Annotated in this window: 17 protein-coding genes and 6 tRNA genes; all 23 read left to right on the forward strand. The window is 55.3% G+C overall.

Annotation, left to right across the window (positions count from 1 at the left end; all coding sequences use genetic code 11):
• Nucleotides 1-44 precede the first annotated feature (44 nt).
• The 23 genes from ACTUHY_RS03560 to ACTUHY_RS03670 all read left to right on the forward strand — a co-directional run bounded on the left by ACTUHY_RS03560 (nucleotide 45) and on the right by ACTUHY_RS03670 (nucleotide 26,902).
• Entirely contained in the window at nucleotides 45-677 is a 633-nt protein-coding gene (locus tag ACTUHY_RS03560) for a YSC84-related protein (protein WP_075578938.1), read from the forward strand.
• Nucleotides 677-1,378 (forward strand): tRNA (N6-threonylcarbamoyladenosine(37)-N6)-methyltransferase TrmO, encoded by a 702-nt coding sequence (gene tsaA / locus ACTUHY_RS03565; protein WP_442826622.1) that lies wholly within the window; start codon nucleotides 677-679, stop codon nucleotides 1,376-1,378. Before ACTUHY_RS03560 ends, tsaA begins: the two co-directional genes overlap by 1 nt.
• Nucleotides 1,379-1,557: 179 nt before the next feature.
• Nucleotides 1,558-11,796, forward strand: a complete 10,239-nt coding sequence (locus ACTUHY_RS03570; RefSeq protein ID WP_442826623.1) for an ESPR-type extended signal peptide-containing protein — start codon at nucleotides 1,558-1,560, stop codon at nucleotides 11,794-11,796.
• 178 nt (nucleotides 11,797-11,974) lie between these two features.
• Entirely contained in the window at nucleotides 11,975-12,595 is a 621-nt protein-coding gene (locus ACTUHY_RS03575; protein WP_442826624.1) for a hypothetical protein, read from the forward strand.
• On the forward strand, nucleotides 12,573-14,033 hold the full coding sequence (locus ACTUHY_RS03580; protein WP_442826625.1) for a lipase family protein: 1,461 nt from the start codon (nucleotides 12,573-12,575) through the stop codon (nucleotides 14,031-14,033). The genes ACTUHY_RS03575 and ACTUHY_RS03580 overlap by 23 nt, the downstream gene beginning before the upstream one ends.
• Entirely contained in the window at nucleotides 14,020-14,913 is an 894-nt protein-coding gene (locus tag ACTUHY_RS03585) for an amidohydrolase family protein (RefSeq protein WP_442826626.1), read from the forward strand. Before ACTUHY_RS03580 ends, ACTUHY_RS03585 begins: the two co-directional genes overlap by 14 nt.
• A complete protein-coding gene (locus tag ACTUHY_RS03590) occupies nucleotides 14,910-15,380 on the forward strand; it encodes a NanQ anomerase/TabA/YiaL family protein (RefSeq protein WP_442826627.1) in 471 nt (156 codons plus the stop codon). The genes ACTUHY_RS03585 and ACTUHY_RS03590 overlap by 4 nt, the downstream gene beginning before the upstream one ends.
• A gap of 206 nt (nucleotides 15,381-15,586) precedes the next feature.
• Nucleotides 15,587-16,576 (forward strand): ABC transporter substrate-binding protein, encoded by a 990-nt coding sequence (locus tag ACTUHY_RS03595; protein ID WP_442826628.1) that lies wholly within the window; start codon nucleotides 15,587-15,589, stop codon nucleotides 16,574-16,576.
• Nucleotides 16,573-17,574 (forward strand): FecCD family ABC transporter permease, encoded by a 1,002-nt coding sequence (locus ACTUHY_RS03600; RefSeq protein WP_442826629.1) that lies wholly within the window; start codon nucleotides 16,573-16,575, stop codon nucleotides 17,572-17,574. The genes ACTUHY_RS03595 and ACTUHY_RS03600 overlap by 4 nt, the downstream gene beginning before the upstream one ends.
• On the forward strand, nucleotides 17,564-18,343 hold the full coding sequence (locus tag ACTUHY_RS03605) for an ABC transporter ATP-binding protein (RefSeq protein WP_442826630.1): 780 nt from the start codon (nucleotides 17,564-17,566) through the stop codon (nucleotides 18,341-18,343). Before ACTUHY_RS03600 ends, ACTUHY_RS03605 begins: the two co-directional genes overlap by 11 nt.
• Complete coding sequence (locus ACTUHY_RS03610; RefSeq protein WP_442826631.1) at nucleotides 18,343-20,079, forward strand: ABC transporter ATP-binding protein; 1,737 nt, start codon at nucleotides 18,343-18,345, stop codon at nucleotides 20,077-20,079. Before ACTUHY_RS03605 ends, ACTUHY_RS03610 begins: the two co-directional genes overlap by 1 nt.
• Nucleotides 20,076-20,729 carry a MotA/TolQ/ExbB proton channel family protein gene (locus ACTUHY_RS03615; RefSeq protein WP_442826632.1) on the forward strand — a complete coding sequence of 218 codons (654 nt, stop codon included), beginning with the start codon at nucleotides 20,076-20,078 and terminating at the stop codon, nucleotides 20,727-20,729. The genes ACTUHY_RS03610 and ACTUHY_RS03615 overlap by 4 nt, the downstream gene beginning before the upstream one ends.
• On the forward strand, nucleotides 20,726-21,148 hold the full coding sequence (locus ACTUHY_RS03620) for an ExbD/TolR family protein (RefSeq protein WP_442826633.1): 423 nt from the start codon (nucleotides 20,726-20,728) through the stop codon (nucleotides 21,146-21,148). Before ACTUHY_RS03615 ends, ACTUHY_RS03620 begins: the two co-directional genes overlap by 4 nt.
• Nucleotides 21,135-21,917, forward strand: a complete 783-nt coding sequence (locus ACTUHY_RS03625; protein ID WP_442826634.1) for an energy transducer TonB — start codon at nucleotides 21,135-21,137, stop codon at nucleotides 21,915-21,917. The genes ACTUHY_RS03620 and ACTUHY_RS03625 overlap by 14 nt, the downstream gene beginning before the upstream one ends.
• A gap of 105 nt (nucleotides 21,918-22,022) precedes the next feature.
• Nucleotides 22,023-24,008: a TonB-dependent receptor plug domain-containing protein gene (locus ACTUHY_RS03630; protein WP_442826635.1), complete on the forward strand. Its 1,986-nt coding sequence runs from the start codon at nucleotides 22,023-22,025 to the stop codon at nucleotides 24,006-24,008.
• An 11-nt stretch (nucleotides 24,009-24,019) separates the two neighbouring features.
• The gene (locus ACTUHY_RS03635; protein ID WP_442826636.1) at nucleotides 24,020-24,547 is read left to right on the forward strand and encodes a flavodoxin family protein; all 528 of its coding nucleotides are present in this window, start codon (nucleotides 24,020-24,022) and stop codon (nucleotides 24,545-24,547) included.
• Nucleotides 24,548-24,550: 3 nt separating this feature from the next.
• On the forward strand, nucleotides 24,551-25,954 hold the full coding sequence (gene hutW / locus ACTUHY_RS03640) for a heme anaerobic degradation radical SAM methyltransferase ChuW/HutW (RefSeq protein WP_442826637.1): 1,404 nt from the start codon (nucleotides 24,551-24,553) through the stop codon (nucleotides 25,952-25,954).
• A 421-nt stretch (nucleotides 25,955-26,375) separates the two neighbouring features.
• A tRNA-Asn gene (locus tag ACTUHY_RS03645) sits at nucleotides 26,376-26,450 on the forward strand.
• A gap of 3 nt (nucleotides 26,451-26,453) precedes the next feature.
• A tRNA-Glu gene (locus ACTUHY_RS03650) sits at nucleotides 26,454-26,528 on the forward strand.
• A 10-nt stretch (nucleotides 26,529-26,538) separates the two neighbouring features.
• Nucleotides 26,539-26,614: transfer RNA gene (locus ACTUHY_RS03655), tRNA-Val, on the forward strand.
• Nucleotides 26,615-26,658: 44 nt separating this feature from the next.
• Nucleotides 26,659-26,735: transfer RNA gene (locus ACTUHY_RS03660), tRNA-Pro, on the forward strand.
• 8 nt (nucleotides 26,736-26,743) lie between these two features.
• A tRNA-Gly gene (locus ACTUHY_RS03665) sits at nucleotides 26,744-26,817 on the forward strand.
• Between the two features lie 8 nt (nucleotides 26,818-26,825).
• Nucleotides 26,826-26,902: transfer RNA gene (locus ACTUHY_RS03670), tRNA-Arg, on the forward strand.
• The last annotated feature ends 5 nt before the right edge of the window (nucleotides 26,903-26,907 follow it).

Raw genomic sequence — 26,907 nt, forward strand, 5'->3', positions numbered from 1 at the left:
TGTAGAGCGAAGAATGCAGAGTAAAAAGTGAAGAGGGTCAGATCATGAAAAACACGAAAAAAATCACGGCGTCTTTGCTGGCCGCTTTGGCTTTGACAGCTCCCTGCTTTGCTGCGGGGGCGGCCCAACCGGCCAGTGAAAAAACGGCCCAGACGGCCCCTTTGACCAAAGAGGACCGGGAACGGGCGGAACTGCGGACTAAGACCTATAAGGCCCTGCTGGACTTGTACCACAAGAAACCCAAATCCCGGAAGGCCATCCAGAACGCCTTCGGCTATGCGGTGTTCGTGGACACCAGCTACAGCGTGGGACTTTTGGGGGGCGGCCACGGCCGGGGCCGTGCCATCAACCAGCACAGCGGCCGGGAAGTGTTCATGAAGATGGGTGAGATGAAGGTGGGACTGGGCCTGGGGGTCCGGCAGTCCAATATCATCTTTGTGTTCGGCAATGAAGACGCTTTCAATTCTTTCATCACCAAAGGCTGGACCTTTGGGGGCGAAGCGGTGGCTGCTGCCGGCGATGGGGTCAACGGGGATGCCCTGGAAGGATCCTTCCAAGTGGCTCCAGGTATGTGGATGTACCAGGTGACCACCAAGGGCCTGGCTGCGGATCTGACCGTAAAGGGTACCCGGTTCTATGTGGATAAAGATCTGAACGTGGATACGGTGGTCGACTGATGGCGCAAAAGGAACCTGCCGGCCTGCTGACCCTGCGTCCTGTGGCCTGGTACCGGGGCCTGCTGCCGGAAAAATTCGGCCTGCCCAGGCAGAGCGGCTTAGTACCGGAATTGGCCGGACGGGTGGAAATGGCGGAAGGTTTCCGGCAGCGGGAAACCCTCCGGGGCCTGGAAGGCTTTTCCCATGTGTGGCTGATCTGGGGCTTTTCCCAAAACCACACATGGTCGCCCACGGTACGGCCACCCCGGCTGGGGGGCAATGCCCGGCTGGGAGTCTTTGCCACCCGTTCTCCTTTCCGGCCCAATCCTCTGGGACTTTCCCTGGTGGAACTGGACAGGGTGATCTGGGATGGACCTCAGGGTCCGGAACTGTGGGTCAAGGGAGCGGATCTGATGGATGGGACGCCCATCTATGATATCAAGCCTTATGTTCCCTACGCCGATGTCCGGCCGGAAGCCCGGAGCGGCTTTGCCCAGGGAGCGGACAGCACCCTGGAGGTCCAGTGCCCGCCGGAGCTTTTGGCAAAACTGCCGGATTCCCAGCAGGAAGCTCTGCTGGGAATCCTGGCCCAGGATCCCCGGCCCCATTACCAGAAAGATCCTGAGCGGATATATGGGATGGCTTTTGGAGTGTGGAATGTGAAGTTCCAGGTGAATGAAGCAAAAATATATGTCATTGCAGTAGAAAAAATAAACAAATAGATATAAAATGTATAAAAAGACAGCTTCTTACAGCGAATTCTGTACAGAAGCTGTCTTTTTATCTTAATTGAAAGGATTTAGATGATATGTTGAGTTTACAATAAAAGAGAATATAATTTTAATTATTGAGTCATTACATATGCTGACTGGAAAAGTACAGCAGTAAAGGGGCTGTTCGTATGAACAGGATCTTCAAGGTGATTTTTAACCGGAATCGGCACCTGGTCCAGGTGGTTCCGGAATATGCCCGGAACAGGGGAAAAGAGGTGTCTTCTTCTCGAAAAGGGGAAAGCCGAGGATTGTCCCGGGTCCTACTGACATTCCTGGCCACCCTGATGATCGCATCCCCCGGCTATGCGGCGGATTCCACGGAAGGAAACACAGACAGTGGGAATACGACCTATATCACTGATACGAGGACGGACAAGGAGAATATCCAAGCCCTGGACAAGCAGGTGGCCCAGAATGCCCAGGAAATCGCTGCCAGCAGAACCACGACGGATACCAATAAAACCGATATTGCCATAAATAAAGCCGAAATAGAAGCTAACAAAACATCCATTGCTGCCAACAAGACAGCAATAAGCAAGAATACCTCGGATATTGCAAGCAACACAACTTCCATAACTTCCAATAAAACCAGCATTGCCGCCAACGCTTCGGATATTAAGGAACTGAAGGATCTTTCCAATATTACGGATGCCGGGAAAACTGTCATCAAAGAACAGGCCAAACAGGCGGTGAAGGTGGCTGCAGGAGACCGGGTCACGGTAACCCCCGACGGTTCGGAAACTGGGAATGGGACGCTTACTTATACTGTTACTGCTAATAATGATGGGGTAATCTCCATCGGCGATACCAACCTGGTGTCTGGCGGTACACTGTATACGGAACTGCGGCCCTCTGCTGATGGGACCTATCATTACATCAGCACTGCCAATACCACAGCCCAGAACCTGATCAGTCTGGACACCACCCTGAACAAGGCCCTGTCCGCACTGGACATCGATATGACGGACAGTTCTGCCTATAGGTCCAAACTGAGCAAGTATTTCAAAGTCAATCCGGAAGTGACCCCTTCAACGGACGGCAAAACCAAGACGTATGCTCCCGATGCAGCTGCCAACGGCACCAATTCCGTGGCTGTCGGACCCAGCGCCCAAGCCGGGGAAAGCCCCGCCAGTGCCGGGACATCTACAGCCATAGTTACCGGCGGCACCAGCAGTACGGCCATCGGTGACAGTGCCCAGGCAAACGGCAATCAGTCGGTGGCCATGGGGTATCATTCCCAGGTGCTGAATACCACGGATCAGGATGGCAAGACTACCGCAGCCATTGCCGGCAGCACGGCCATCGGCAGCGGAGCCAAAGTAAATGGAGCCGGTGATGCCATGGCTATCGGGACCGGTGCCCAGGTCAATGAAACGGCTGCAGGGGGTATCGCCTTTGGCAAAGAAGCCGTGATCGGCGAAAACAAAGGAACGGTCACTGTGGGGGATACCACCGCCAATGTGGCTGCTGTGGGCGGTGAAAACAGCGTGGCGCTGGGCACTGAGGCCAAGGCCAGCGGCAACACGGCTCTGGCTCTGGGCAATGAAGCCCAGGTCAACAACTATACCACCCAGTCCGGCACCACCGTGACCAAGACGGTGGATTCCGGCAGTACAGCCATCGGCAGTGGGGCTGTCGTTACCGGCGCCAACGATGCTGTGGCTTTCGGGAGCGGGGCAAAAGTCGAAGGTACGGGAACCAATGCTGATGCTTCCCTGGCCATCGGCAAGAGCGCTTCTGTAGCGACGGCCAAAGATGCCATGGCCTTCGGCACCAGTGCGTCCGTTGCCAGCGGGGCAGATAATGCCATAGCATTGGGCAATGCGGCCAAGGCCAATACCTCTAATACCACTGCCATCGGATACAATGCCAGCGCCACCGGCGCAGGAGCGGTGGCCATCGGGGAAAATACATCCACCACCACAGAAGGCGGTATCAGCATCGGCAGCGGTACCAGCGTATCCGGCAGGTCCATTGCCATTGGCTACTCCACCGATGGAGTAACGACGGGGTCTGACAATACTGATGCGGTGGCCATCGGCAACGGGGCCCAGGCTTATGCCAATGATTCCATTTCCATCGGCCACCAGGCAGGAAAGGGAACGAATGAAGGCCGTACCAGCGGTTATGGCTCCCTCATTGCCATCGGCACCAATGCCGGGGGCAATGTGAAAGGCATGCAGAACGTGGCCCTGGGCAGCGGGGCCGGCAGCAACGTCAAGAGCAGCTACAACGTAGCCATCGGATCCAATGCCGGGTCCGGTATCAACTATGCAGCGGCTGCCGATTCCAATCCTCAAAATGGGTTTAACATTTCCATCGGGTATGAAGCCAACTACCAGAGCGCCGATGCCAATGCCAAAAATATTACGGAATCCATTGCCATCGGACACAGTGCCAATGCGGTTTCCAATGCAGCAGCGCTGGGCTATAAGGCCACGGCATCGGGAGATAAATCCCTGGCTCTGGGTTACAGTGCTGCAGCGTCTGATGCGGACAGTATCGCCTTGGGCGACAAAGCCAGTGCCGGAGGCGGCAATATTGCCATTGGCAGCGGTTCCCAAGCCCCAGCTGTCACATCGTATGCCAAAGGATATCTGACCGACAGTTCTTCCGTCAATGGTTATATTTCTGTCGGCGGGTCTGTCAGTGCTGCGGGGACCACGGTCCTGCGCCGGATTTCCAATGTGGCCGATGGGACGGCCGATCAGGATGCGGCTACGGTAGCCCAGTTGAAAGCCGCTTATACGGATCTGGCAGGAACAATCAAGACTACCGATACCAAAATTAGTGATACGTATACGCAGGAAGCCATCAATTCCAAGATTTCTGCGGTGGAAAGCAAGATCACGGCTTCTCAGACCAAGTATTTTTCCATCAACCCATCCGGCGATACCCTGACGGCCAATGTCAATAATGACGGGACCAGTACCAGCGGTGCCGCAGACGCCATGGCCATCGGTCCCAATGCCACCGCTACCAGTGCCAAAGCCGTAGCCATCGGCAACAATGTCTCTGCCAGCGGCAAGGGAAGCATCGCTATGGGTACGGCAGATAACCCGGCCACTACAGGGACAGTGGATGCCGGGAACAATACCAGTGCCAATCCCCATGTGACTTCCGCTGAATGGGCCAACAGTGTTGCTGTCGGTACCTCTGCCATTGCCCAGACGGACAATTCTGTGGCCTTGGGCACCCGTGCCTCTGTTTATACTTCCAACGTGACAGATCCTGCAACCAACACCACAGTCAAAGTGGGGCAGCAGTCCATCGCCATCGGTTACGAAGCAGAAACCCGAAACAGCGCCGCCACCTCCATCGGCAGCGGCGCCAAGGCATACAGCAATGGCTCCACCGCCATTGGTCACAATGCTTATGCCCAGGGAGCTGATTCCGTGGTCATCGGCACGAGTACAGCCTATGGGGCATCTTCCGGCATCGTGGGGAAGAGCAATACCATCAATGGCAGCAATACTTATGCTGTTGGCAGTGAAAACAAGGTCAATGGCAGCTGGGGTGCCGTTACCTACAGCGGGCTTTATGGCAGCAAGAATACGGTGAATCCTGTAGCCGATACGTCCGGCAATACGAAACACGGTATGGACAGCCTTTCCATCACCGGCAACAGCAACACCATCAATCAGGGGTCTTATTCCGATACAGTACAGAATATCTCTATTCTGGGAAACAGCAACAGTGTCACCGGTGCCAGCAGTGATGAAGCCAATGCAGGGACCACGGCCAACATCACTGTGATTGGCGGCAGCAATGCGGTAACCGGTCGTGATGGGACAGGTTCTGATGATATGGGCAAGACCTGGAACCAGCTGACACGGACGATGGTCATCGGCTATAAAAATACAGTCAATCAGGCAACGGCCACCACTTCCCTGGCGGATACCCAGATCCTGGGCAATGATGTGACCGCAACTTTGGGCAATTCCGTTTATCTGGGTACCGGCGCTGCAGCGAAGAATGCCAATGTGGCTGATGCCACTACATTAACGGATGCGGAACAGGCCGCAGTGGATGCGTTGGATACCACAGGCATGACGGATACAGAAAAAGCAGCGGACCAGGCCAAGGCCAAAGCGGCGGCACGGTATGCCACCAATCTGGCAGCCATGAAAAAGAGCGGTACTACGGCAGGCCTACAGTCTCTCAGCACGGATACTACTTACGACGATGGGACCAGCTATACCTATGCCGGCAGCAATCCTACTGGAGTGGTCACCGTAGGTTCTGATGGCAAAGAACGCCGGATCCAGAATGTGGCCGCCGGTCTGGTGAGCGCTGCCAGCACCGACGCGGTGAACGGGTCCCAGCTCTATGCCCTCACCCGGCAGCTCCGGTTCGGCGGGGACGATTCCAGCTTTGGCACTACTACTGTCGATGACAAGAACGTAGTGGCCCGGGGGTCCAATGAAACCCTGTCGATTGTCGGCGGGGCTGCTGCCAGTACGCTTACAGATAACAATATCGGTGTTGTTTCGGATGGCAAAGATACACTGACGGTCAAACTCAGCAAGGATGTGAAGCTCGGGACTGACGGCAGTGTGGTGACGGGAAAGGCAACTCTCGATAACAGCGGCCTCACGATTGCGGGTGGCCCGAAATTCACCAGCAGCGGCATCGATGCAGCCAGCCAGAAGATTATCGGCGTGAAAGCCGGCGAAGCAGATACCGATGCAGCCAATTATGGACAGGTGAAGTCCGCCCGGACCCTGCTGACACAGGGCACCAACACCAAATTGGATGATACGGAAGCAAACGGACACCATACGTATGTGGTGAACGTGGATAATCTGGCGGTGAAAGCCAATGGTACAGGGAATACCACAGTGGAATTGGCCAAGGGCATCAACTTCGTCAATGGCACCAATACTACAGCTGCCGTGGGGACGGACGGCACCGTGACCATCAGTGCCACCCACAACAAGCTCAGTACGGCATCTGCAGCTCCTACAGGGAGGAAGGATGATGTGACCTTGACCTTGACGGATGCAGACGGCCACACAGTTACGTCCATGGGCCTTAAGAATACTTATACCACTGTTACCAAGGACGGGACCAGCCACACCGTCACCTTTGCCCGGAATGATGGGACGAATCAGACTTTGTCACTGAGTGATCTGGATGGGGCTTCCAAGGGGGCCTTGACTGCGGCTGCGGCAAAGGCAAAGGCAACCACGACGGTGATCAAGGGCACCAATGTGGAAAGTGTAGATGATGATACGGTTTCTGCTGACGGGCACCACATCTACAAAGTCAATGTCAGCAACCTGGGGGTCAAGGTGGCCGATGGCCAGAAAAAGAGCGTTGCACTCAGCGAAGGTCTCGTCTTTGGCAATGGAACGAACACCACTGCTTCTGTCGGCGATAATGGCGCCATTACCTTCAATGTGTCCGATGCGGCCATCAAGACGAAAGCCAAAGATGCCATCGATATGGTGAAAGGAAACGATAATGTTACCGTTGGTACTACCACCAGCACCGATGGCACCAAGAAAACTTTTACAATCAGTGCAAAAGACACCTATACTACGGTTACGAAGGATGCTGACAAAAAGACGGTGACATTTGCCCGGAATGACGGAGACAGCCAGATCGTAAGTCTGTCCGATCTGGGCGGTATTACAGCGGCCCAGGACAAATACGTAACTGGCGGCACAGTAACCTATGATGCCAATGGCAACGGCACGGCTGTCCTTACAGGGAACAACGGGCTGACGGCTTCCATCAGAGGCTTGAAAGATACGAAGATTCAATCCGGCGCAGCAACGTATGTGGATTCCCAAGGGAAGGCGACTGTAACAGGCAGTGCAACCCTGACCATGAATGATGGTACCAAAGCCACCCTTTCCGGCCTGAAGGACGACTACATCACCAGTGCGGCCGTCGGCACAGAAAACAACCACGTGACTATGACCCGTCTGGGCGGCGGCACGGTGGATCTGAACTTGAATCCGATCCTGGAGAAATACAGCCTCAGCGACTACCATCTTGTTGGTGCAGGGACGACCCATGACCAGGCATATGCCGTTGACAGCAATGGTACGGTAACGCTGAATGTAGTCGATGATAAAAATCCCACCGGTTCGCCAAAGACCATCCAGATCACCGGTCTGGCATCCCAGTCCGGTGTCAATGCAGGGCGCACGACGATAAAATCTTCTGACAACAGTGTCACCGTATTGGACAGCGTTCCCAACAGCGATACCCATACCTACGATATCAAAGTGGACTACAGCAAGATCCCGGCCAATCTGACCGTTACGTACAACGGTGACAACGGGACGGCAGGCTCCAACACCATGGATGAAGCTACTGCATTCAACGGTACGGCCAATCAGATCGTTACGCAAGCGGGAGATGGCAAAATCTCCTTCAAATTGGCAGATGATATTTCCGGAATCCAGTCCGTCACTACAGGAGATTCCAGATTGGACACCAATGGACTGGAGATTACCGGCGGTCCTAGTGTCTTGAGGAACGGCATCAATGCGGGAGGCAAGATCATTTCCAACTTGGCTGAAGCTGCCCAGGATACCGACGCTGCTACTCTGGGACAGGTGAAGAATGCCCGGACGAAGGTGGCTGCTGGGAACAACGTGGCTGGTGTGGTTTCATCGGAAGATGCAGCTATGCACCAGATGACCTACACGGTGAACGTGGACAATCTTAAAGTAAAGGCCAATGACGGTACCGCCAAAGAAGTGGCACTGAAGACAGGCCTCAATTTCAAGAATGGAAATAATACGACGGCTGTCGTTGGTGACAATGGAGAAGTGAAATATGATTTGAATCCGGCCTTGATTGGACTGACCAGCGTGACCGCAGGAAACAGCACGTTGGATACCAATGGCCTTACTATTTCTGGCGGGCCGAAGTTCACCAAGAATGGCATTGATGCAGGCAGTCAGAAGATTACCGGCGTAGCAAATGGTGAAAGTGCCTATGACGCAGTCAATAAGAGCCAGTTGGATGCTCTCCAGAACCAGGTCAGCGGTGGCTGGAACCTTGCCGGAAAGAATTCGGATGGGACAGCCATTACGGCCAAGATTGGCGCCGGCAAGACGGTAACTTATACGGATGGTACATATACCAAGTCCGTGGTGACGAAGGATGACAGTACTGGCAATGCCACGGTGAAGGTGGATGTGACTACGGGTACATTTGGCTCCGAGGCTGGAAAGGCTACTGTTCAGACGAATGGTCTGGCAACGACCCAGGATGTGGCCAATGCCATCAACAGCACTGCCATCAATGTAGTGGCGGACAATACATCGAATAATGCAAAGCCTGTCAAAGCCGGAGATACCATCCATTTTGCCAAGGATGAGAATCTGACTTTGACGCAGGATGACACGAAGTTTACCTATGGACTGAATAAGGAAATCAGTATTTCCAAAGTCACCACGTCTGATACGACGAAAGGGTCTACGGTTCAGACAGCAGAAGGCATTGCGACAAAAGACGCAGCGGAAAATACCTATATCCAGGATGCCCAGGGGATCACCCTGACACCGTCTGACAAGACCAAGTCTCCTGTGAGACTGACCAACGGCGGCCTGGACAATGGGGGCAACGTCATCAGCAATGTGGCAAAGGGTACGCAGGATACAGATGCGGTCAATGTGTCCCAGCTGAAAGAAGTCCAGGATCAGGTAGGCAGCGGCTGGCAGATTGCTGACAATGACGGCCAGAAGGTGACCGATATCGGTGCAGGCAAGAAAGTCGCTTTTAAGTCGAACAGCCCGTATCTGATGGCTAACACGGCTGCTACTGGAAATGCTGGAGCGAATGTGACTTATGGATTGAAAACCAAAGCCTTGTCTGCAGCTGATGGTAAAGTAGCGAAGATTGAAACAGTGGAGGATGGTCTGGCAACGGCCAAGAATGTGGCAGAAACCATCAGCCAGACTTACTGGACAGCTGATTCCGGGAAATCCGGCAACGGCAGCCAGACGGATGTGACGGTCAAAACTGCGGATAAACAGATCTCGGCAGGAGATACGGTAACCTTCAATGCCGGGAACAACCTGTCCCTGGTCCAGAATGGAGCTTCCTTTACCTATGGGCTCCAGGCGGATCTGGCTGGCATGGATGCCATTGCCTTTACTCCGAGGACTGGTGATAAAGGGCAGACCATCAGCCTGGTCATCGGCAGGCAGAAAGACGGGGTAACTACCCATGAAGGGTACTACATCACTGGCTTGGACAATACTACCTGGAATCAGTCCAACTATGTGAAGGACCGGGCGGCTACGGAGGCCCAGCTGGCTTCGGCCATCCAACAAGTTACTCTGGCTTCTCATTCCGGCGGTTTCAAGCTGTCTGACGATAACAATAAAGAAGTTTCCCAGGTACTGGGCCAGGCTATCGGCGTTGTAGGGGACAGCAATATTACCACTACGGCCGAGACGACGACAACGGATACCAATGGGCATATCAGGATTCGTCTGAACAATACGTTGGATCTGACAAACCAGGGTTCTGTGACCATCGGCTCCAGTACTCTGAGCAATGGCCGGGCAAAAGTGGGCAATGTAGTCGTGGACGGGACGAAGGATATTGTCAGCGGTCTGGCCAATACGGAATGGAATGTGGAAACGGCGGCAGCTGATGGATACAAGGAGTCCAACCAAGCGGCTACTGAAAGCCAGCTGCAGACTGTCTATAACCAGGCTACCAAGACGGCTTCTGAAAATGAACTGCATACACTGGCGAAAGAAGGCGGTTATACCGTCGATGACAATCATCAGGTATCCATGGCTGTGGTCAATGGCAAGGGAGAAAAGAAGGACAGCATAGTCATCAAAGACCTGGCCAAAGCCAGCGAAGTGGGGACTGTGAGTGAAATTGCCGATGATCTCAAGAAAAAAAACGGGGATACAGTCCAGCCCACTTCCGTTGTGGAAGCCATCAACAACTTGAATAATAAGGTGGGCGATAAAAACTATTTGAATGTGAAGGGCGAGGAAATCGCCAATGGCGACAGTTCCACAACTGCTATCGGCAAGCTGAACAACCGGATGAATGACATCTATCAGACGGCAGGTCAGCATACCACGGTTTCCAATGGTGACCAGAATCTAGACATCAAACCCACCACTGACGACAAGGGGAAAACCAATTATGAAATCAACCTGTCCAAGCAGGTCGACCTTGGTAATGTAAAATTTAATGGAGATAAAGGTTTCATCGAAGCCAAATCCATTAAAGCAGATTCCGTTACTTCCGGTTCCACTGTGGTCAACAACGACGGTGTCCAGGTGGGCAAGGGAACGGCACTGACCAGCGATTCTTTAAAGGTTGGCAATAAGACCTACATCTCCAGCGACGGTCTCGACGCCAACAGCCAGAAGATCACCAACGTGGCCGCCGGCAGTGCGGACACCGATGCGGTGAACGTGAAACAGGTGAACGATCTGGCAGCCCAGCAGGATGCGGCTATCAATCAGAATGCCCAGAACATCACCCAGCTGGGCCGGGAAGTGGATAAGCTGGATTCCCGAATCGACCGGGTGGGCGCCGGGGCTGCGGCTCTGGCAGCTCTCCATCCGGGAGCCTATGATCCCAACGACAAGGTGGACTTTTCCGCCGGGTACGGCAATTATCGGGGCGCCAGCGCTGCGGCCGTGGGCATGTATTACCATCCGGATGAACGGACCATCCTGTCCATGGGGGTTGCCATGGGCGGCGGAGAAAACATGGTGAATGCCGGAGTGACCTGGAAACTGGGCCGGCGGACACCTGCCGCTCCCCAGCCGGCGCCGGTGAAGGCAGCTCCTGCAGCACCGACCTTAGTGCCTGTTTCCACGGCAGCCACGGCACCGGTCCGTCCTGCGGAGACCGTTCCAGCAGTGAAACCGGCAGTGGTACGGATACCTGTACGGCCAGTGGAAACGGTGGCTGCAGCACCGGTGACGGCTCCTGTGGCGACGGTACAGGTCCGGCCGGCACGCACGCCGGAACCGGCAGCAGCTCCGGCCAAACCAGCGGAATCCAATGCCCAGCTGATGGAACTCCTGGCTCGGCAGACCGCCATCCTGGAGAAATTGGCGGAACAGAAGATGGCTCCGGCTGTTGCACCGGCCGTGAACGGGGACGACCTGTTCACCGATGTGCCGGAAAACCACTGGGCCTATGATTGTGTCCGGAAGCTGGAACAGGCCGGGGCGCTGAAAGGCCTTACGGGGCTCCAGGTGGAGGGGAATCCTTTCCTGACCCGGAAGGACTTCGCCCGGATCCTTTACACGGCCTTGAAGAACGGGGCCACTACCAATCCGGCTCTGAACCAGGACAACAGCCTGAACCGGATGGCCAGCGAGTTCCGGGCGGAGTTGAAGGAAGTGAGAGGGTAAGAGCCCAGGGCCCATCAGAGCTGCGTTTCCTGTAAGAGAAACCCGTCTGCCACGGGTTTCTTCCTTTTTTGGCCAGTGATAAGTGGCCAGTGACGAGGTGGTGTGAAAAACGCGTTTTTTCACACCACCTCTTTTTATGTTATACTAGGGCTATTAAAGGAAAAAGGAGTGTGGAACCATGTTCAAAAAAGCGACTCTGGCAGCTCTGGCCCTTTGCCTCAGCCTGTCCGTCCCGGCTTTCGCTGAGGTGGAAAGTGAACAGGCCCAAGTGGGGAACCTGGAGATGACCTGGCCGGTTGTCCATACGAAAAATAAAAAAGCCGACACCCTGATCAACAAGGATATCAAGACCTTCATGGATGATTTCCGGGGTGGTTTTGTAGACCGGAAATTCACTTCCGGCCGTACCTGGTATGAGAAAAAATATGAGGATACCCAGCTGGTTTCTCTGGTACTCAGCGACCTGCGCACCCAGGGCAGCGACAATAAAGTCAAGACCACCGGTGTGGTCTATGAATTGGCCAGCGGCCAGAGGCTGCCTTTGTCTGCCTTTGTCCGGGTCACCGTCAATGACCTGAACGGATATTTGGCTAGCCAATGCTACAACAGCGGTGATGTGAAGATCCATCCGGAGAAAAAAGTGACCCGGGTGCCGGAAGATTTCTTCCTGAACCAGGACGGCAGCATCTCCATCCTGTTCCAGACCGATGAATTGGGCACCCTGCTGGATGGTCCGGTCTATATCCGGCTGACCCAGCCAGATCTCCGGGAACTGAATGCCCGGAATCCTCGTGTTTGACCGGAACAGCTGGAAGCGGCTGGGCCGGGCGCTGATGACTGGATTCTGTACGGCTGTATGGGGTCTTCCCCTGGCAGCATGGGCCGCAGCCCCGGTACCTTCGGATTATCCGGTGCATCAGGCAGCCATGACGGCCATGGCTGCGGCTGTGTGCGCTGGCAGCTACCATCCGGAAAACAGCCGGGAAATCCGTTATCTGGAAGATTATGGCTGGACTATGACCCCTTATACCCTGAAGGACGGGGGGACAGAAGTGAACTTCACTCTGGCCCGGCAAAAGGGGCTGCTCCGGGGCAAAAATTGGACCGTAATGGCGTTCCGGGGCAGTGCCACCCGGGACGACTGGAAGCTGAACATGAAGATGAAGGCAGTCCCTTATCCAGAAGGAGCCAAAGACCGGAAGGACCAGGGAGAAGAGGCAGAGAAAGGCTCCGCCGTCCATGAAGGATTCCTTCGGTATGCCCGGGCAGCGCTTTCCCAGCCTCTGGACGTGGATGGGGACGGCCGAAAGGAAACCCTGGCGGCCTATCTGAAGGAGCATCCCAAAGAAAAAATGGTGCTCACCGGCCACAGCCTGGGGGGAGCCGGTGCCACCTTGGTGGGAGAAGAACTAGTCCGCCAAGGGGTGGACAAAAAACAGATCCCGGTGATTACCTTCGGGGCCCCGGCAGTGGGGAACCGAGCTTTTGCCCGGACCTACGGATCCCAAATCGATCTGTTCCGGGTAGTGACCTCCCTGGACCCGGTGCCTGGTGCTCTCCAGACGGTGACCCGGTCCGGGTACCAGCAGTTCGGGGAGAAGAAGGAATATGCCCTGTCCGGCAACTACACCGATTACCAGCATCCCATTTCCTATTATCTGGATCTGGCGGTGCAGGATTATTACCGGCAGCGGAACCAGGCGGAAAAAGATGGCCTGTGGGCCCCGGTGCCTCTGGAACAGAGAAAAGGGAAGGGGCCGTTGGCCGCCCTGGCGGTGCTGTGCCTGGACAATGGGGCGGATACCCGGTATTCCCCGGATCTGGGGCAGTTCCTGCTGGACGAATACAGAGGGGCACTGCCCCGGTATGTGGTACTGGTCTACGGGCACACCGCCGGCAGCAATCTTCCTGCCTTCCAGGAAGAGCTGCGACAGAAGGCACGGAAAGCTGGAGCCGATGTGCTGGTGACCGCTCAGGTGGAACGGCAGCGTCTGGGACAGACGGATAAATGGTCCATCCTGCTGGGGCAGGAAGTGGTGAGCCTCCGGCCGGGGGGCGTCCATTCCGTCACCGCTGGCAGTACCCAGGTACGCTTCGAACAGGGGGTCATCCAAAGCCTCTTGAGCCTGTGGGAAGAACAGAAAAAAGAACTGGAGAAGGCTCTGCCGGAAACCAGGGACCAGGAACCATTGTGGATATTTTTACGAGAAGAGGGGAATTGGGATGAAAATCATTGATGCCCATATGCATTTTTTCCGGTACGCCGGATTCGACCAGGTGGCTAAAACTGCCGGTCATGAAAACACAGTGGAGAACTATCTCCAGGCCTGCCGGGAGAACCATGTAGTGCTGTCCGTGGCTATGGGCAACGCCCCATTGGGGCTCAGCCGATTCGGAGGTGTGGTGCCCCGGGTGCCGGATCTGGCGGGTCCCTGCATCTTGGAACCCTATAACCAGCCGGCGGAGATCGCTTTCTGCGCCGGGCTGGAAAGCAACGGCCTGACGAAGGAGAACTGTGAAAAGACCGCCTTGGAATTCGAACCGGTGGTCCGGAACCCCCATTGTGTGGGCATCAAGATCTATACCGGCTACAACCAGGTCTATGCGTACGATCCCCTCCACTACCCCTTGTACGAATTGGCTGAAGCCTATCAGGTACCAGTGGTGTTCCATACCGGGGATACGGCCGGAGGCCATGGGATGCTGAAATACGCCCATCCTCTTACCATCGATGAAGTGGCCGGAAAGTTTCCTCAGGTGAAATTCGTCATCGCCCACTGTGGCAATCCCTGGATCCTGGACGCCATGGAAGTGGTGGCCAAGAACCCCAATGTGTATGTGGATCTGTCCGGGCTCCTGGAAGGGAAGTTCGACGGGGCCCTCTTCTATGAAAGGCACCGGGATTATTTCCGCTATATCCGGATGTGGCTGGATTACGTGGACCGGTACGACAAGGTGCTCTACGGCACTGACTGGCCTTTGATCAACATCCACAGTTATATCGAAAACATGAAATTGGTGGTGCCGGAAGCCCATCATGAAGACTTTTTCTATAAAAATGCCCTGCGGGTCTATACCAAACTGCTGGGGCTGCTGCCTAAGGAGGAAAAACCATGATTACAGGTAATCTTGCCCATTTGGAACGGCTGGCCGGTCAGCTCACCGGTCCGGTAAAAAAAGCCTTGGAACTTCTGGTGGAACGGGATGTGACGGAACTCCCGGCAGGGAAGACCCCGCTGGCCGGAGAAGATATCTTTGCCAGCGTCAATGTCTATGAAACGGAACCGGCAGCGGACCGCCGGCCGGAGAAACACTTCCAGTACATCGATATCCAGGTCCTAGGTGCCGGAAGAGAAAAAATCGGCTATACGGATATGGAAAATGCCGGAGAAATCACGGAAGACCGAAGTGAACCCAACGATGTGGTGTTTTACGGCAAGGTGGAGAAGGAGAACTTTGTCCAGCTGGAAAAAGGGGACTTTGCCATTTTCTTTCCTTGGGAAGTCCATCGGCCCAACTGTCAATTTGAGGGGAAGGCGGAAAAAGTGAAGAAAATCGTAGTCAAGGTACGGATGGATCAATGATAGGCAGTGGGCTGCTGCCTACGTGGCAGCCTTTTTATGACAAACCTGCAACATCTGTGGCAAAGATATTGCAGGTTTTTTGTTGACAATTTTTCTTCAGCATGCTATCTTTTTTACGAAACTAGTTATATATAACTAACTAAATACGAATATAACGTGAAAAAATTATGTAAAACAGCAAAATTAAGTTAGGAGAAACTAATAACATGGTAAAAAGATGGATCCTACTGATGCTTTCCTGTTTCCTGCTGCTGGTTTTGGCCGGCTGCGTTCCCCAAGCCCAGGAAGCCGCTCCTAAAGAAAAAACAGCGGTGACCCTGCCCTATCCCAGAGCCCTGGAAAAATACGGCATCACCGGCAGCGTAACCCTGGCCAAAAAACCGGAACGGGTGGTGGCCCTGACCAATACACCGGTGCTGACCCTCCATGCCTTGGGAGTGAACCTGGTGGGGATCCCCGCCACCAAGATCGTCCAGTGGCCGGAAGATCTGAAGCAGCATGCAAAGGAATTCCAGACCGGGATGCGCTCCAATATCGATCTGGAAGGAGTCATCGCGCTCCAGCCGGATCTGGTGATCGTGGGCTACCATGCTCGAGACACCTACGGCAAGATCCTGGAACGGGAAAAGATCCCGGTCTATTACGTGGATGCAGGTCCGACGGTTTCCTATGATTCCATCAAAGAACTGACCCTGATCCTGGTAGATGCTTTCGGAAAAGAGTCAGAGGCAGGGTTGAGAATCAAGGAACGGTTCCAGCAGGTGGAAAAAGAAATGGAAAATGCCCGGCAGCAGAACCAGGGAAAGAGAGTCATGGTCCTCCAGGCTGCGCCGCCCCGTTTCTATCTCCAGAACAAAAATGGCACTGTGGGATCCATGCTCCAGCTGCTGGGCTTTACCAACGTGGCTCCGGAAATGGGGGGCTCCATGGTCCCCATGGATCAGGAAAAGGCACTTTCCTATCAGCCTGATCTGGTGGTCTGTGTTTCGGCCATGGCGGGGGAAAATGAGCAGCGGGAAGCCATGGAACAGGAATTTCGGGATCATGCCTCCTATTGGGATCATTTTGCTGCCATCCGGGAAGGCCAGGTCATTTATCTGCCCAAGTGGTTCGCAGTGTCCGGGGGCCTGGATGAATTGGACCAGATCCAGGACTTGATCCGCCGGCTGGATAGCCTGAAAGAAGGCAAGGCATGAATCGGGCATTTCGCGGTTCCCGGACCGCAGGGATCTGTCTCCTGCTATTTTGCTTCCTGGGGATCTTGGCTTTATTCGCCTTGGGGCTAGGCAGTGCCTGGTTCGCTCCGGCCCGGATCCTTACGGGATTGTGGGAACAGGATCGGACCATCCAGGTGGTGATCCTGAATCTGCGGCTGCCCCGGATCCTTATGGCCATCCTGGTAGGGGCCTCTCTTTCAGTGTCGGGAGCACTGCTCCAGGCCGTCATGCGGAACCCCCTGGCAGACCCAGGTATCATCGGAGTTTCTGCCGGAGCTGCTACGGCGGCCACTTCCGTCATGCTGCTGGCTCCCACTCTGCTTTCTTCCGTCCCCCTCTTTGCTTTCGGGGGCGCTCTAGTGGCCTGTGTGCTGATCTATGCCATGGCTTGGAAGAACGGGGTGGATCCAGTGCGGATCGTCCTTTCTGGGGTGGCTATCAACACCGTCCTGGGAGCTTATACCTCCTTCCTGCAGCTGCTCAATGCGGACAATCTGTCCAATGTGCTGGGTTTCCTTAACGGGAGCCTTTCCGGCCGGGGTTGGGAACATGTGGCCACTGTGGCTCTTTATGCTGGGGTGGGATTACTCTTGGCCGCCGGCTGCATCAAAAGTGCCAATATCCTCCAGCTGGGGGACGAAATGGCTTCCAGCCTGGGGGTCAATGTGGACCTCCTGCGAATCGTTATTTCTGCTGTGGGGGCCTTCCTGGCGGCGGCTACAGTAGCCATGGCTGGGATGATCGGCTTTGTGGGACTTGTAGTCCCCCATATGGCCCGGATCCTGGGCGGTGCGGATTACCGGTCCCTGCTGCCGATTTCCGCTCTGCTGGGCGGTGTCATCCTGTTGGCAGCAGATACCATGGGGCGGATCCTGATTCCAGGGATGGAAATCCCAGTGGGGGTCATCATGGCTATGACAGGAGGACCTTTTTTCCTATATATGCTGCGAAAAGGAGGCAAAGTCCGTGGAAATTAAAGGTGTGAAACTGGGTCTGGGATATGAAGGGCGGATGGTCCTGCAAGATTTTGACATTGAGATCCGCCAGGGGGAAATCACCACCTTTGTGGGACCCAACGGATCGGGGAAATCCACGGTGCTCAAGACACTGACCCGTCTCTTGCCCTGCCGGCAGGGAACGGTACTCTGCAATGGGAAACCCTTCCCCCAGATCGCTTCCCGGGCTTTTGCCCAGAAAGTGGGGATCCTGCCTCAACAGCATCTGGCACCTCCGGATTTTTCCGTACGGCAGCTGGTCAGCTTTGGCCGGGTCCCCTATCAAGACTGGCACAGCGGAAATTCACCGGAAGATGATGCAGTGGTGGAATGGGCCATGGAAGCCACCGGAGTGAAGAAACTCCGGGACAAACGGATCTGCGACTGCTCCGGGGGCGAGGCCCAGCGGGTATGGATCGCAGCGGTACTGGCCCAGCAGCCGGATCTCCTGTTCCTGGATGAGCCTACAACCTTTCTGGATATTTCCTATCAATACGAAGTGATGCAGCTGGTGAAGAAACTGAACCGGGAAAATGGACTGGGCATCATCATGGTTCTCCATGATTTGGGGCAGGCTCTGGAAGTCAGCGATCGGGTGGTGGTGATCAAAGACGGGAAGAAATATGCCGAGGGACCGCCGGAAGCAGTGATCACCTCCCGGATGCTCCGGGAAGTCTACCAGGTGGACTGTGATGTGGTCCGGCTGCCGGGCCGGAAACGGCCCATCCTGGCCTATGGGGAGATCAGCTGATGCTTCGCTGTTTTTTGTCCTATTACCGCAGATATCGGATGCTGACAGGGCTGCTCGCCTTGGGAGCTATCCTGGGAGCTCTGCTGGAACTGCTGTTTCCCTGGGGCGTGCGGCATATCCTGCAGACGGAACTGCCCAGTGGGGAATGGAACCGGATCCTCCGCTGGTGCTTCTGGCTGGGCATGGCTTACTGCCTGAATTTCCTATTGCTCTTTGCCGTTTCTTGGGGAAGTGGGATCCTGAGCGCAGGTATGGAGAATGATATGCGGAAAGATCTTTTTGCCCATCTCCAGAAGCTGCCTTTTGCTTTTTTCGACCATGCCCATACCGGACAGTTGCTGGCCACCCTTACTGGGGATGTGGCGGAAGCGGGGGAACTGGCGTCTCGGATCCCCAATGATCTGCTGGTCTGCTGCTTCAGCCTGACGGGCACGGCTTTCCTGCTAGTGACCTTGGACCCTTACCTGGGAAGCGCTGTTGTCCTTCTGATGGGCGCCAAGACCATCCATACTGCATGGATCAACCTGAAGCTCCGGGACAGTTTCCAGGCGGTGCGGCAAGAGTATGGACGGCTTTCCGCTCTGGGAGAAGAAAACCTCAACGGCATCCGGATGGTGAAGGCCTTCACGGCGGAAACCCACAACCGGCGTTCTTTTGCCCGGGCTGCAGGAAAATACTTCCAGGCCAGACGGAAATCTTTCCAGATCCGGGCTTATTTCAATGCCAGCATCAATCTCTTCACCAATTCCATCAACCTGCTGATCCTTCTCCTAGGGGCCTGGCGCATCCGTCAGGGAGCCATGGATCTGGGGGATCTGGTGGCTTTTTTCCTCTATGTGGGGGTGTTCCTGAAACCAGTGATGAAACTGACCCTGTTCGTGGAAACCTACCAGAAAAGCATGGCTGGGTTCCGGCGGTTTTATGGGCTCCTGGAAGAACCAGAGGAAAGCGGGGGGAATCTTCCTGGGCTGCCGCCCCTCCGGGGCCGGATCGAGTTCCGGGATGTGTCCTTCCAATACCCGGGAGGAAGGCCTATCCTCCGGCACATCTCCTTCATCCTGGAACCGGGGACGAAGGCGGCTTTTGTAGGGGCCACCGGTGCCGGCAAGACCACTCTGGTGAGCCTGATCCTCCGATTCTATGAACCTACGGAAGGCTGCATCCTGGTGGACGGATTGGATATCCGCCAGTACAGCCGGGAAAGCCTGAGAAAGCAGATTGGACTGGTTTCCCAGGACGTGTTCCTGTTTTCCGATTCCATCCGGCACAACATCGCTTACGGTGATTTCAGCAAACCGGCAGAGGCCATTGGGGAAGCGGCAGAAGCGGCCCGGGCCCTGGATTTCATCCAAGATCTCCCTGCTGCCTTTGCCACGGAAATCGGGGAACGAGGTGTGCGGCTTTCGGGAGGCCAGCGTCAGCGTCTGGCTCTGGCCCGGGCTTTCCTGAAGGATGCTCCCATTGTGGTGCTGGATGAAGCTACTTCCGCCTTGGACAATATCACCGAACGGCAGATCCAAGGGGAACTGGAAAAACTGGCCCGGGGCAGGACTACCTTGATGGTGGCCCATCGGCTCAGCACAGTGAGCCAGGCCGATACCATCCTGGTCCTGGACCAGGGACGGATCGTGGAAAAAGGCCCTCCAGCAGAACTGCTGCAGCGTCAGGGCCTTTATTATGCATTATGGAAGAAAGAAGCCGGGATACCAACGGCTGGAAAGAGGGAAGGAAAATGAACATCTTGACTGCAGGCGTGGATTATTTCATCAAAGGAGGATGGGTCATGTGGCCTCTCCTTGTCTGTTCCATTGCTGTCCTGGCCATTGGGGTGGAACGGATGCTGTTCTTCCGGAAGGCGGAAAGCGGACGGCATTTTACCAAACAGTTCTGCCAGTGTGTGGAAAACAACGACTGGAACCAGGCCAAGGAACTGGCGGACCGGACCCAGGGAGAAATCGCCAAGCTGGCCACCATCGTCATGGAACGCCATGATAACTATGAATATCTGGAGAACTTCATCAGCTATCGGGCAGAACGGGCCCTGGACAAATTCAAGAACCACCTGCCCTATCTGAATATCATCGTCACTTTGGCACCGGTCCTGGGGCTTTTGGGGACGGTGACCGGGATGATGGGGGCATTCAACCACATCACACAGCGGATGACCAACCCCATGGGGGTCACATCCGGGTTGGCCGAAGCCTTGATCACCACTGTGTTCGGTTTGTGTATTTCCATCGTGGCAGTGGTATTCCACGGCTACTTTGAGCGGCGGATGAAGCTCATCACCTTGAACATCGAAGAAATGGGCAATACCCTCTTGGAAGCCGTACGGAAAAAGGAAACCTGCAGCGTGTGCTGCCATCCGGAACGGAGGCGGGCATGATCAAGCTGAAGAACCGGAAAAAGAATGAAATCGGGATCATGATCAGCCCCATGATCGATATGAGCTTCCTGCTGCTGGTGTTTTTCATCGTCACCACCATGAACATGAGCGAAGTACAGACCGTTCCGGTGCAACTGCCGGCTGCCACCCAGGCGCAGACCCAGCAGGAAAGCCGGTTCAATGTGGCGGTCCGGGAAGATGGAAGCCTGTACCTGGGGACAAAGCCCATTACCCGGGAGGCGCTGCTGGCCCAGGCCAAACAGGCGGCTGCCAAAGATCCTCAGTTTTCTCTGGTCATCTATGGGGATGGCAGAGCTGCCTATCAGACCATCCTGAGCCTGCTGGACGACTGCAAAGCAGCCGGGATCGTCCGGGTGGGGCTGGCGGCAGAGAAGGCGGATACCCATGGAAATCTGTGACAGCAGCAAAGGACTGCTGGTGTCCCTGGGAGCCCATTTGATTTTCTTCCTGCTGGTGGGAGCTGCCGGCTACCAGGCTTACCAGAAGCAGCAGGTCCAGGATCCGATCTACACGGTGGAAATCGTTTCCGGCAGTCCCTATCACGGCTATGGGGAAGTGCCGGGAGCCCATCTGGGGAACGGGAATCCTCCAGTATCTGCTGCAGCCCAGCAGACAGCCCCCCAGGAAGGTGCTCCCGCACCGGTGATGCAGCCAGTCCCTCAGGATGTGATCCCCGATGGACAGGTGGCAGAGGACCGTCCTACGGCAGCGGCCTCCTCTGTCAGCTCGGCAGCAGCTGGAGCGGCAGCCCGGCCCGGGACGGCTGCCCAGGGGGATCCGGAGGGGGGGAGTCCGGACGGAGTTCCCAATGGGGGCAATCCGGCAGGAAGTCCGGGAGAACCTCCGGGACCGGCAGGAGGTGACGGGCCTGGCTTTGATACGGAAGCGGTCCAGTCCGACGTATCCGCTAGTTTCCTAGGGGGACCGGATCCGGAATATCCTTCAGCCCTGCAGAATCACGGCATCCAGGGCTCCGTCCGGGTCCGGATGATCGTAGGCAAGGACGGCACCGTGGAAAGTGCTTCGGTGATTTCTGGATCCGGCTATGGCCAGATGGATCAGGCGGCTCTGGATGCGGCTTATGGATATCAGTTCGAACCGGCGTATAAGGAAGGGTACCCGGTCCGGTGCTATGCCACGAAAACGTTTACCTTCCGGTTGAACTGAAACAGGGAGACTGGACGCGGCCTTTGGGCGGACCGGTCTCCCAGGGGGAATCTGTGGAATGCGGAAAGGAATGACTTGCAAAATAAAGTGTAAAGGAGCGTTACGATGGATCAAGCATGGTTGAAGAGAAGGATCCTGCTGGCGGTAAGCCTGGCAGCCGTACTGGGCGGAGCCCAGTTGTGCAGTGCTGCGGAAGCATCAGGGGATGCGATGGAGAACCTGGAACTGGGAGAGACAGTGGTCACCGCCACCCGGAGCAAGCTGGAAGAAAAGAAAGTCCCCATGGCTGTCCAGGTCATCAGGGGAGATGAAATGAAGAAGAAAGGGGCCTACAATGTCCGGGATGCCATCAAGAATGCTACGGGCATCGACGTATCCCGGAACGGAACCTCCATGGTGGGGAACAATGTCAGCGTCCGGGGCATGGGCACCACAGAAACACTGATCCTGGTGGACGGCCGCCGGATTGCCGGAGAAGACTCCGCCAGCACTATGAATGCGTATGAGCTGGACCGGATCAATGTGAACCAGATCGACCGGATCGAAATCCTCCGAGGCTCCGGGTCCGCTGTCTGGGGCAGTGATGCCACCGGCGGGGTGATCAACATCATCACCAAAAAGAACCGGAAACAGGGCGGCTATGCCGGCACCCGCACCGGCAGCCTGGAATCTTCCGTATACGGGGGCGTTTCCACCGGGGATATGGGGAAGCTGAACATGGATTTCGATTTCAATCTGACCCGGGTACGGAAAGAAGAAAACAAGGGAAGCACCAATATGTACGGTCCCCGGCGGAATTTTTCCGTGAACGGCAATTATCGGTTCAATGACCACAGCGGCCTGGATTTTGGAGCCGGCTTTATGAAGGAACAGCTCACCAGCCTGTCTGCCAGCACTACCGCAGGGACCACCACCAGCTATTACGACAACAACCGCTCCGACTATCATGTGAAATATTACGGCTTCGACCGGAAAAACGACTGGGAAGTCCAGTCCTATTACAGCCGGCTGGGGAAAGTGGGCCGGACCCGGACCGTGAAGGCGTGGAACGACTTCAACCATGCCCGGTATTCCACCTGGGTCAACGAAGCCAAGAACACCTATAAGATGGATAAGAATAACACCCTGACCTACGGTATGGAAGTGAAGAACCAGAAAGCCGGGGGGACCCGCTTTGCCAATCCGGGGGGCGGTACAAGGACGGAGTATTATCTGGGCATGAGCAGTCCTTATGGCTCAGCCAGTCAGAATTCCTATGCTTTCTATGTGGAAGATGAGATGAAGCTGGGGGATAAATTGATGTTCATCCCGTCTGTGCGGTTCGACCATCATGACAGTTTCGGCAGCGAATGGTCTCCCCGAGCCGGGCTCACCTATAGCTTCAGCAAGGCCAGCCGTCTGAAAATCAATTATGGTAAAGCTTTCCGGGCTCCTACCATCTTCGAACTGTATTCCCAGATGATCCATTCCCCCATTGCCTCTATGCGGGTGATCGTGGAAGGAAATCCGGACCTGCAGCCGGAAAAATCCACCAACTTCGATATCAGCCTGGAAGGAGAAAAGGGAAAAGCCACGGGAAAACTCACCTATTTCCACAATAAAATCTCCAACCTGATCGATTCGGAAAGCGTATCCCGGAGCTTCAGCGGCGGTGCCATGACTTTCCTCTACCGGTATCGGAATGTGGACAAAGCCACTTTCAACGGGGTGGAAGCGGAAACCAAGTACAAATTCGACAAACACTGGAGCGCTCGGGCCAATTACACCTACCTGGATGCCAGGGATGGGAACACCAACAAGCGGCTCACGGGACGGGCTCTTAATACCGGCACTGTGGAACTGTCTTGGACCGATGCCAAAAAGGATCCCTGGACGGCCACTCTCTATAACCAGTGGTACCAGAACTATCTGACCAGTGCCAACGACAAATCTTATTCTTACAGCCTGACCAACTTCGTTGTCACAAAGGATATCGGGAAGATGTCCCTGTATGCCGGCATCGACAACCTGTTCAACAAGAAATTCGACAGCAGCGACAGCATCTGGACCGACGGCCGTGTTTGGAGAGCCGGCGTTGAATGGAAATTCTAAGGAGGAAGCCCATGAAAACCATCGTACTGTATTCCAGCCGTACCGGCAATACCCGCAAGGTGGCAGAAGCCATTGCTTCCGCCCTGTCAGAAGGGACACCCTGCCTGGATCTGAACCGGGACCTGCCGGATGACTTGGCTGCCTATGACTGCGTATTCCTAGGGTACTGGGTGGATAAAGGAACTGCTGATGCAGCGGCTCAGAAAGTCCTGCCTAGGCTCCACAACCCCCATGTGGCTCTCTTTGCAACCTTAGGAGCCAATCCTCACAGCGATCATGCCCGGAAATCTCTGGAAAACGGAGCCGCTCTGCTGCCGGAGGGAGTGGAGCCGGTGGACTGCTTCATCTGTCAGGGGAAGGTGGATCCCCAGCTCATCGAAGCCATGTACAAACGCTTCCCGCCGGAAAGCCTCCATGGCCGCAATCCCCAGAGCGAAGCCAGGCACAAAGCGGCTGCCACCCATCCCGATGCCCAGGACTTAGAAGCGGCGGCCACTTTCGCCAGAAGCGTGCTGGGAAAGCTGGAAGGGAACGGGTGAGCCATGGATCTGGAAACGTATTTTTTACAACTGTCTCCAGAAGAGCAGGTGCTCCAGTTCGGACGGAAAAGCCCGGATCCTCTGGCTCTGGCTTTTGACCGAAAGCGAGTGATCCATGCGGGAATGAAGGGGAAAATGATCCCGCCGCCCCTGGCCCAGGGTGTATGGCAGAAGACTCTCCAGGGAGCACCCCAGGGCCGGCCTACCCAAATGGCCTATTTCCATATTCCCTTCTGCAAGACCAAATGCCTGTACTGCGGATTTTTCCAGAATGGAACCAGCCAGGAAGCCGAAGACCGCTATGTGGACCTCTTGATCCGGGAATTGGAACAGGATGCTGGGCAGCCTCGGCTCCAGGCGGCCCCCATCCAGGCGGTGTTCATCGGCGGCGGTACGCCTACTTCTCTGACCCCGGAAAATGCCCGGAAGCTCCTTTCCGCCATACGCCGGTGCCTGCCCTTGGCCAATGACTGTGAACTGACCCTGGAAGGTCGGATCCATGACCTGGTACCAGAAAAGATGGAAGTGTGGTTTGTGGAAGGGGTCAATCGAATGTCCTTGGGGGTCCAGTCCTTCGATACCAAAGTCCGCCAGCAGGTGGGCCGGATCGATGACCAGGATACTGTGCTGGAAAGACTCCGGGCTCTTTCTGCCTGGAACCAGTGTGCCGTGGTCATCGATCTGATGTACGGGCTGCCGGATCAGACAACGGAAATCTGGAAAAAAGATGTGGAATTGCTGGTCCAGTCCGGTGTGGATGGAGCGGACCTGTACCAGCTGGATGTGTTCGAGAAAAGCGACCTGGCCCTTTCCATCCAAAAGGGCAGATTGTCACCGGCGGCTACTACCCAGCAGCAGACGGCTCTCTTTGCTTGGGGGAAAGGCTACCTGGATGCCCAGGGCTGGAAACGGCTCAGCTTCTGTCACTGGGCCCGGAACAACCGAGAACGGAGCCTGTATAACACCCTGGCCCGGGGCGGAGTCCATCTGTTCCCCTTCGGCTGCGGGGCTGGAGGCCATGTGGACGGTGTTTCTACCATGCTCCACCGGGCCCTGCCCATGTACGAAAAAATGGTATCCGCTGGCCAGAAACCCCTTATGTTCCTCCAGCAGGAATCTCCTTATGCCCGGATCGCTGACCGGATCCAGGCTCAGCTGAACCAGTGCCGTTTGGATCTGGAAGACTTGGCCCGTATGGACAGCCGTCTTTCCGGCCTCCAGTGGCTGGGTGACCTATGGGAAGAGTATGGGCTCTGGAAGCACAATGGATATCTGTATCATCTTACTGAAGCTGGACAGTTCTGGGAAGTGAACATGACCCAGACGGTCCTGGAATGTGTGGAACTGCTCCTGGAAGGAGCGGAGCAGAGGAAAGTAGCGGAGGCAAGGGTGGCGGAGCAGGGCTGAGGCTACCATTACTTCTATCGCATAACCCAGGCGCACGATATGGATCCAGCTGCTTTGTCAGCGGGGATTTTCGAAAGCGACATGTACCATTTAGTACTATGCCACATTCGAAAATCCCCGCTTTCGCGCATCTGGACCCATCTCGTGTGCCTGGAAAAAATCGGGGGAATGCCGCACGGACCAAATCTTTTCTTTCGTGCATTGGGGCCTTCTTGTGTGCAGGGAAAGAAATAGGAGGGCTTCCGGCTCATCGCAAACAAGCTGACGTCTGATCTCTGAAAGTCCTGTAAAGGCCGTTCTGACTTCTTTCTTTAGTGTGAGGAGAGGTATCTAAAATTTTCTTGAAAAAATTTTAGGAATCCTGTTGACATTTTGTACCATATTTAATATAATAATCCTCGCAACGCATAAGCGTCTAAATTCCCCGATAGCTCAATGGTAGAGCACTCGACTGTTAATCGAGTTGTTGTAAGTTCGAGTCTTACTCGGGGAGCCATGTGGCCGGATGGTCAAGCGGTTAAGACACCGCCCTTTCACGGCGGTATCGGGGGTTCGATTCCCCCTCCGGTCACCACATTTTTTTCGGGCGCTTAGCTCAGCTGGGAGAGCGTCTGCCTTACAAGCAGAATGTCAGCAGTTCGATCCTGTTAGCGCCCACCACTATTGTTGCAAAATTTTTACATATCAATGATATTGCAGTGCGACGGGGCGTAGCTCAGTTTGGTAGAGCACCTGCCTTGGGAGCAGGGGGTCGTAGGTTCAAATCCTGTCGCTCCGACCAATAATAATGCGGGTGTAGCTCAATGGTAGAGCCCTAGCCTTCCAAGCTAGTTACGTGGGTTCGATTCCCATCACCCGCTCCATTTTATTTGGCCCTGTAGCTCAGCTGGATAGAGCAACGGCCTTCTAAGCCGTGTGTCGAGTGTTCGAATCACTCCAGGGTCACCACTTGG

The sequence above is a fragment of the Acidaminococcus nyctereutis genome (assembly GCF_052216985.1).
Classification (GTDB): Bacteria; Bacillota; Negativicutes; order Acidaminococcales; family Acidaminococcaceae; genus Acidaminococcus; species Acidaminococcus fermentans_A.

What these genes read in the sequence shown, in the direction of transcription:
- ACTUHY_RS03590 (WP_442826627.1), top strand. Translation starts at nt 14,910, where the DNA reads ATGATTACAGGTAATCTTGCCCATTTGGAACGGCTGGCCGGTCAGCTC.
- ACTUHY_RS03595 (WP_442826628.1), top strand. Translation starts at nt 15,587, where the DNA reads ATGGTAAAAAGATGGATCCTACTGATGCTTTCCTGTTTCCTGCTGCTG.
- ACTUHY_RS03580 (WP_442826625.1), top strand. Translation starts at nt 12,573, where the DNA reads ATGCCCGGAATCCTCGTGTTTGACCGGAACAGCTGGAAGCGGCTGGGC.
- ACTUHY_RS03615 (WP_442826632.1), top strand. Translation starts at nt 20,076, where the DNA reads ATGAACATCTTGACTGCAGGCGTGGATTATTTCATCAAAGGAGGATGG.
- ACTUHY_RS03635 (WP_442826636.1), top strand. Translation starts at nt 24,020, where the DNA reads ATGAAAACCATCGTACTGTATTCCAGCCGTACCGGCAATACCCGCAAG.
- hutW (WP_442826637.1), top strand. Translation starts at nt 24,551, where the DNA reads ATGGATCTGGAAACGTATTTTTTACAACTGTCTCCAGAAGAGCAGGTG.
- ACTUHY_RS03600 (WP_442826629.1), top strand. Translation starts at nt 16,573, where the DNA reads ATGAATCGGGCATTTCGCGGTTCCCGGACCGCAGGGATCTGTCTCCTG.
- ACTUHY_RS03585 (WP_442826626.1), top strand. Translation starts at nt 14,020, where the DNA reads ATGAAAATCATTGATGCCCATATGCATTTTTTCCGGTACGCCGGATTC.
- ACTUHY_RS03560 (WP_075578938.1), top strand. Translation starts at nt 45, where the DNA reads ATGAAAAACACGAAAAAAATCACGGCGTCTTTGCTGGCCGCTTTGGCT.
- ACTUHY_RS03620 (WP_442826633.1), top strand. Translation starts at nt 20,726, where the DNA reads ATGATCAAGCTGAAGAACCGGAAAAAGAATGAAATCGGGATCATGATC.
- ACTUHY_RS03575 (WP_442826624.1), top strand. Translation starts at nt 11,975, where the DNA reads ATGTTCAAAAAAGCGACTCTGGCAGCTCTGGCCCTTTGCCTCAGCCTG.
- ACTUHY_RS03570 (WP_442826623.1), top strand. Translation starts at nt 1,558, where the DNA reads ATGAACAGGATCTTCAAGGTGATTTTTAACCGGAATCGGCACCTGGTC.
- ACTUHY_RS03630 (WP_442826635.1), top strand. Translation starts at nt 22,023, where the DNA reads ATGGATCAAGCATGGTTGAAGAGAAGGATCCTGCTGGCGGTAAGCCTG.
- tsaA (WP_442826622.1), top strand. Translation starts at nt 677, where the DNA reads ATGGCGCAAAAGGAACCTGCCGGCCTGCTGACCCTGCGTCCTGTGGCC.
- ACTUHY_RS03610 (WP_442826631.1), top strand. Translation starts at nt 18,343, where the DNA reads ATGCTTCGCTGTTTTTTGTCCTATTACCGCAGATATCGGATGCTGACA.
- ACTUHY_RS03625 (WP_442826634.1), top strand. Translation starts at nt 21,135, where the DNA reads ATGGAAATCTGTGACAGCAGCAAAGGACTGCTGGTGTCCCTGGGAGCC.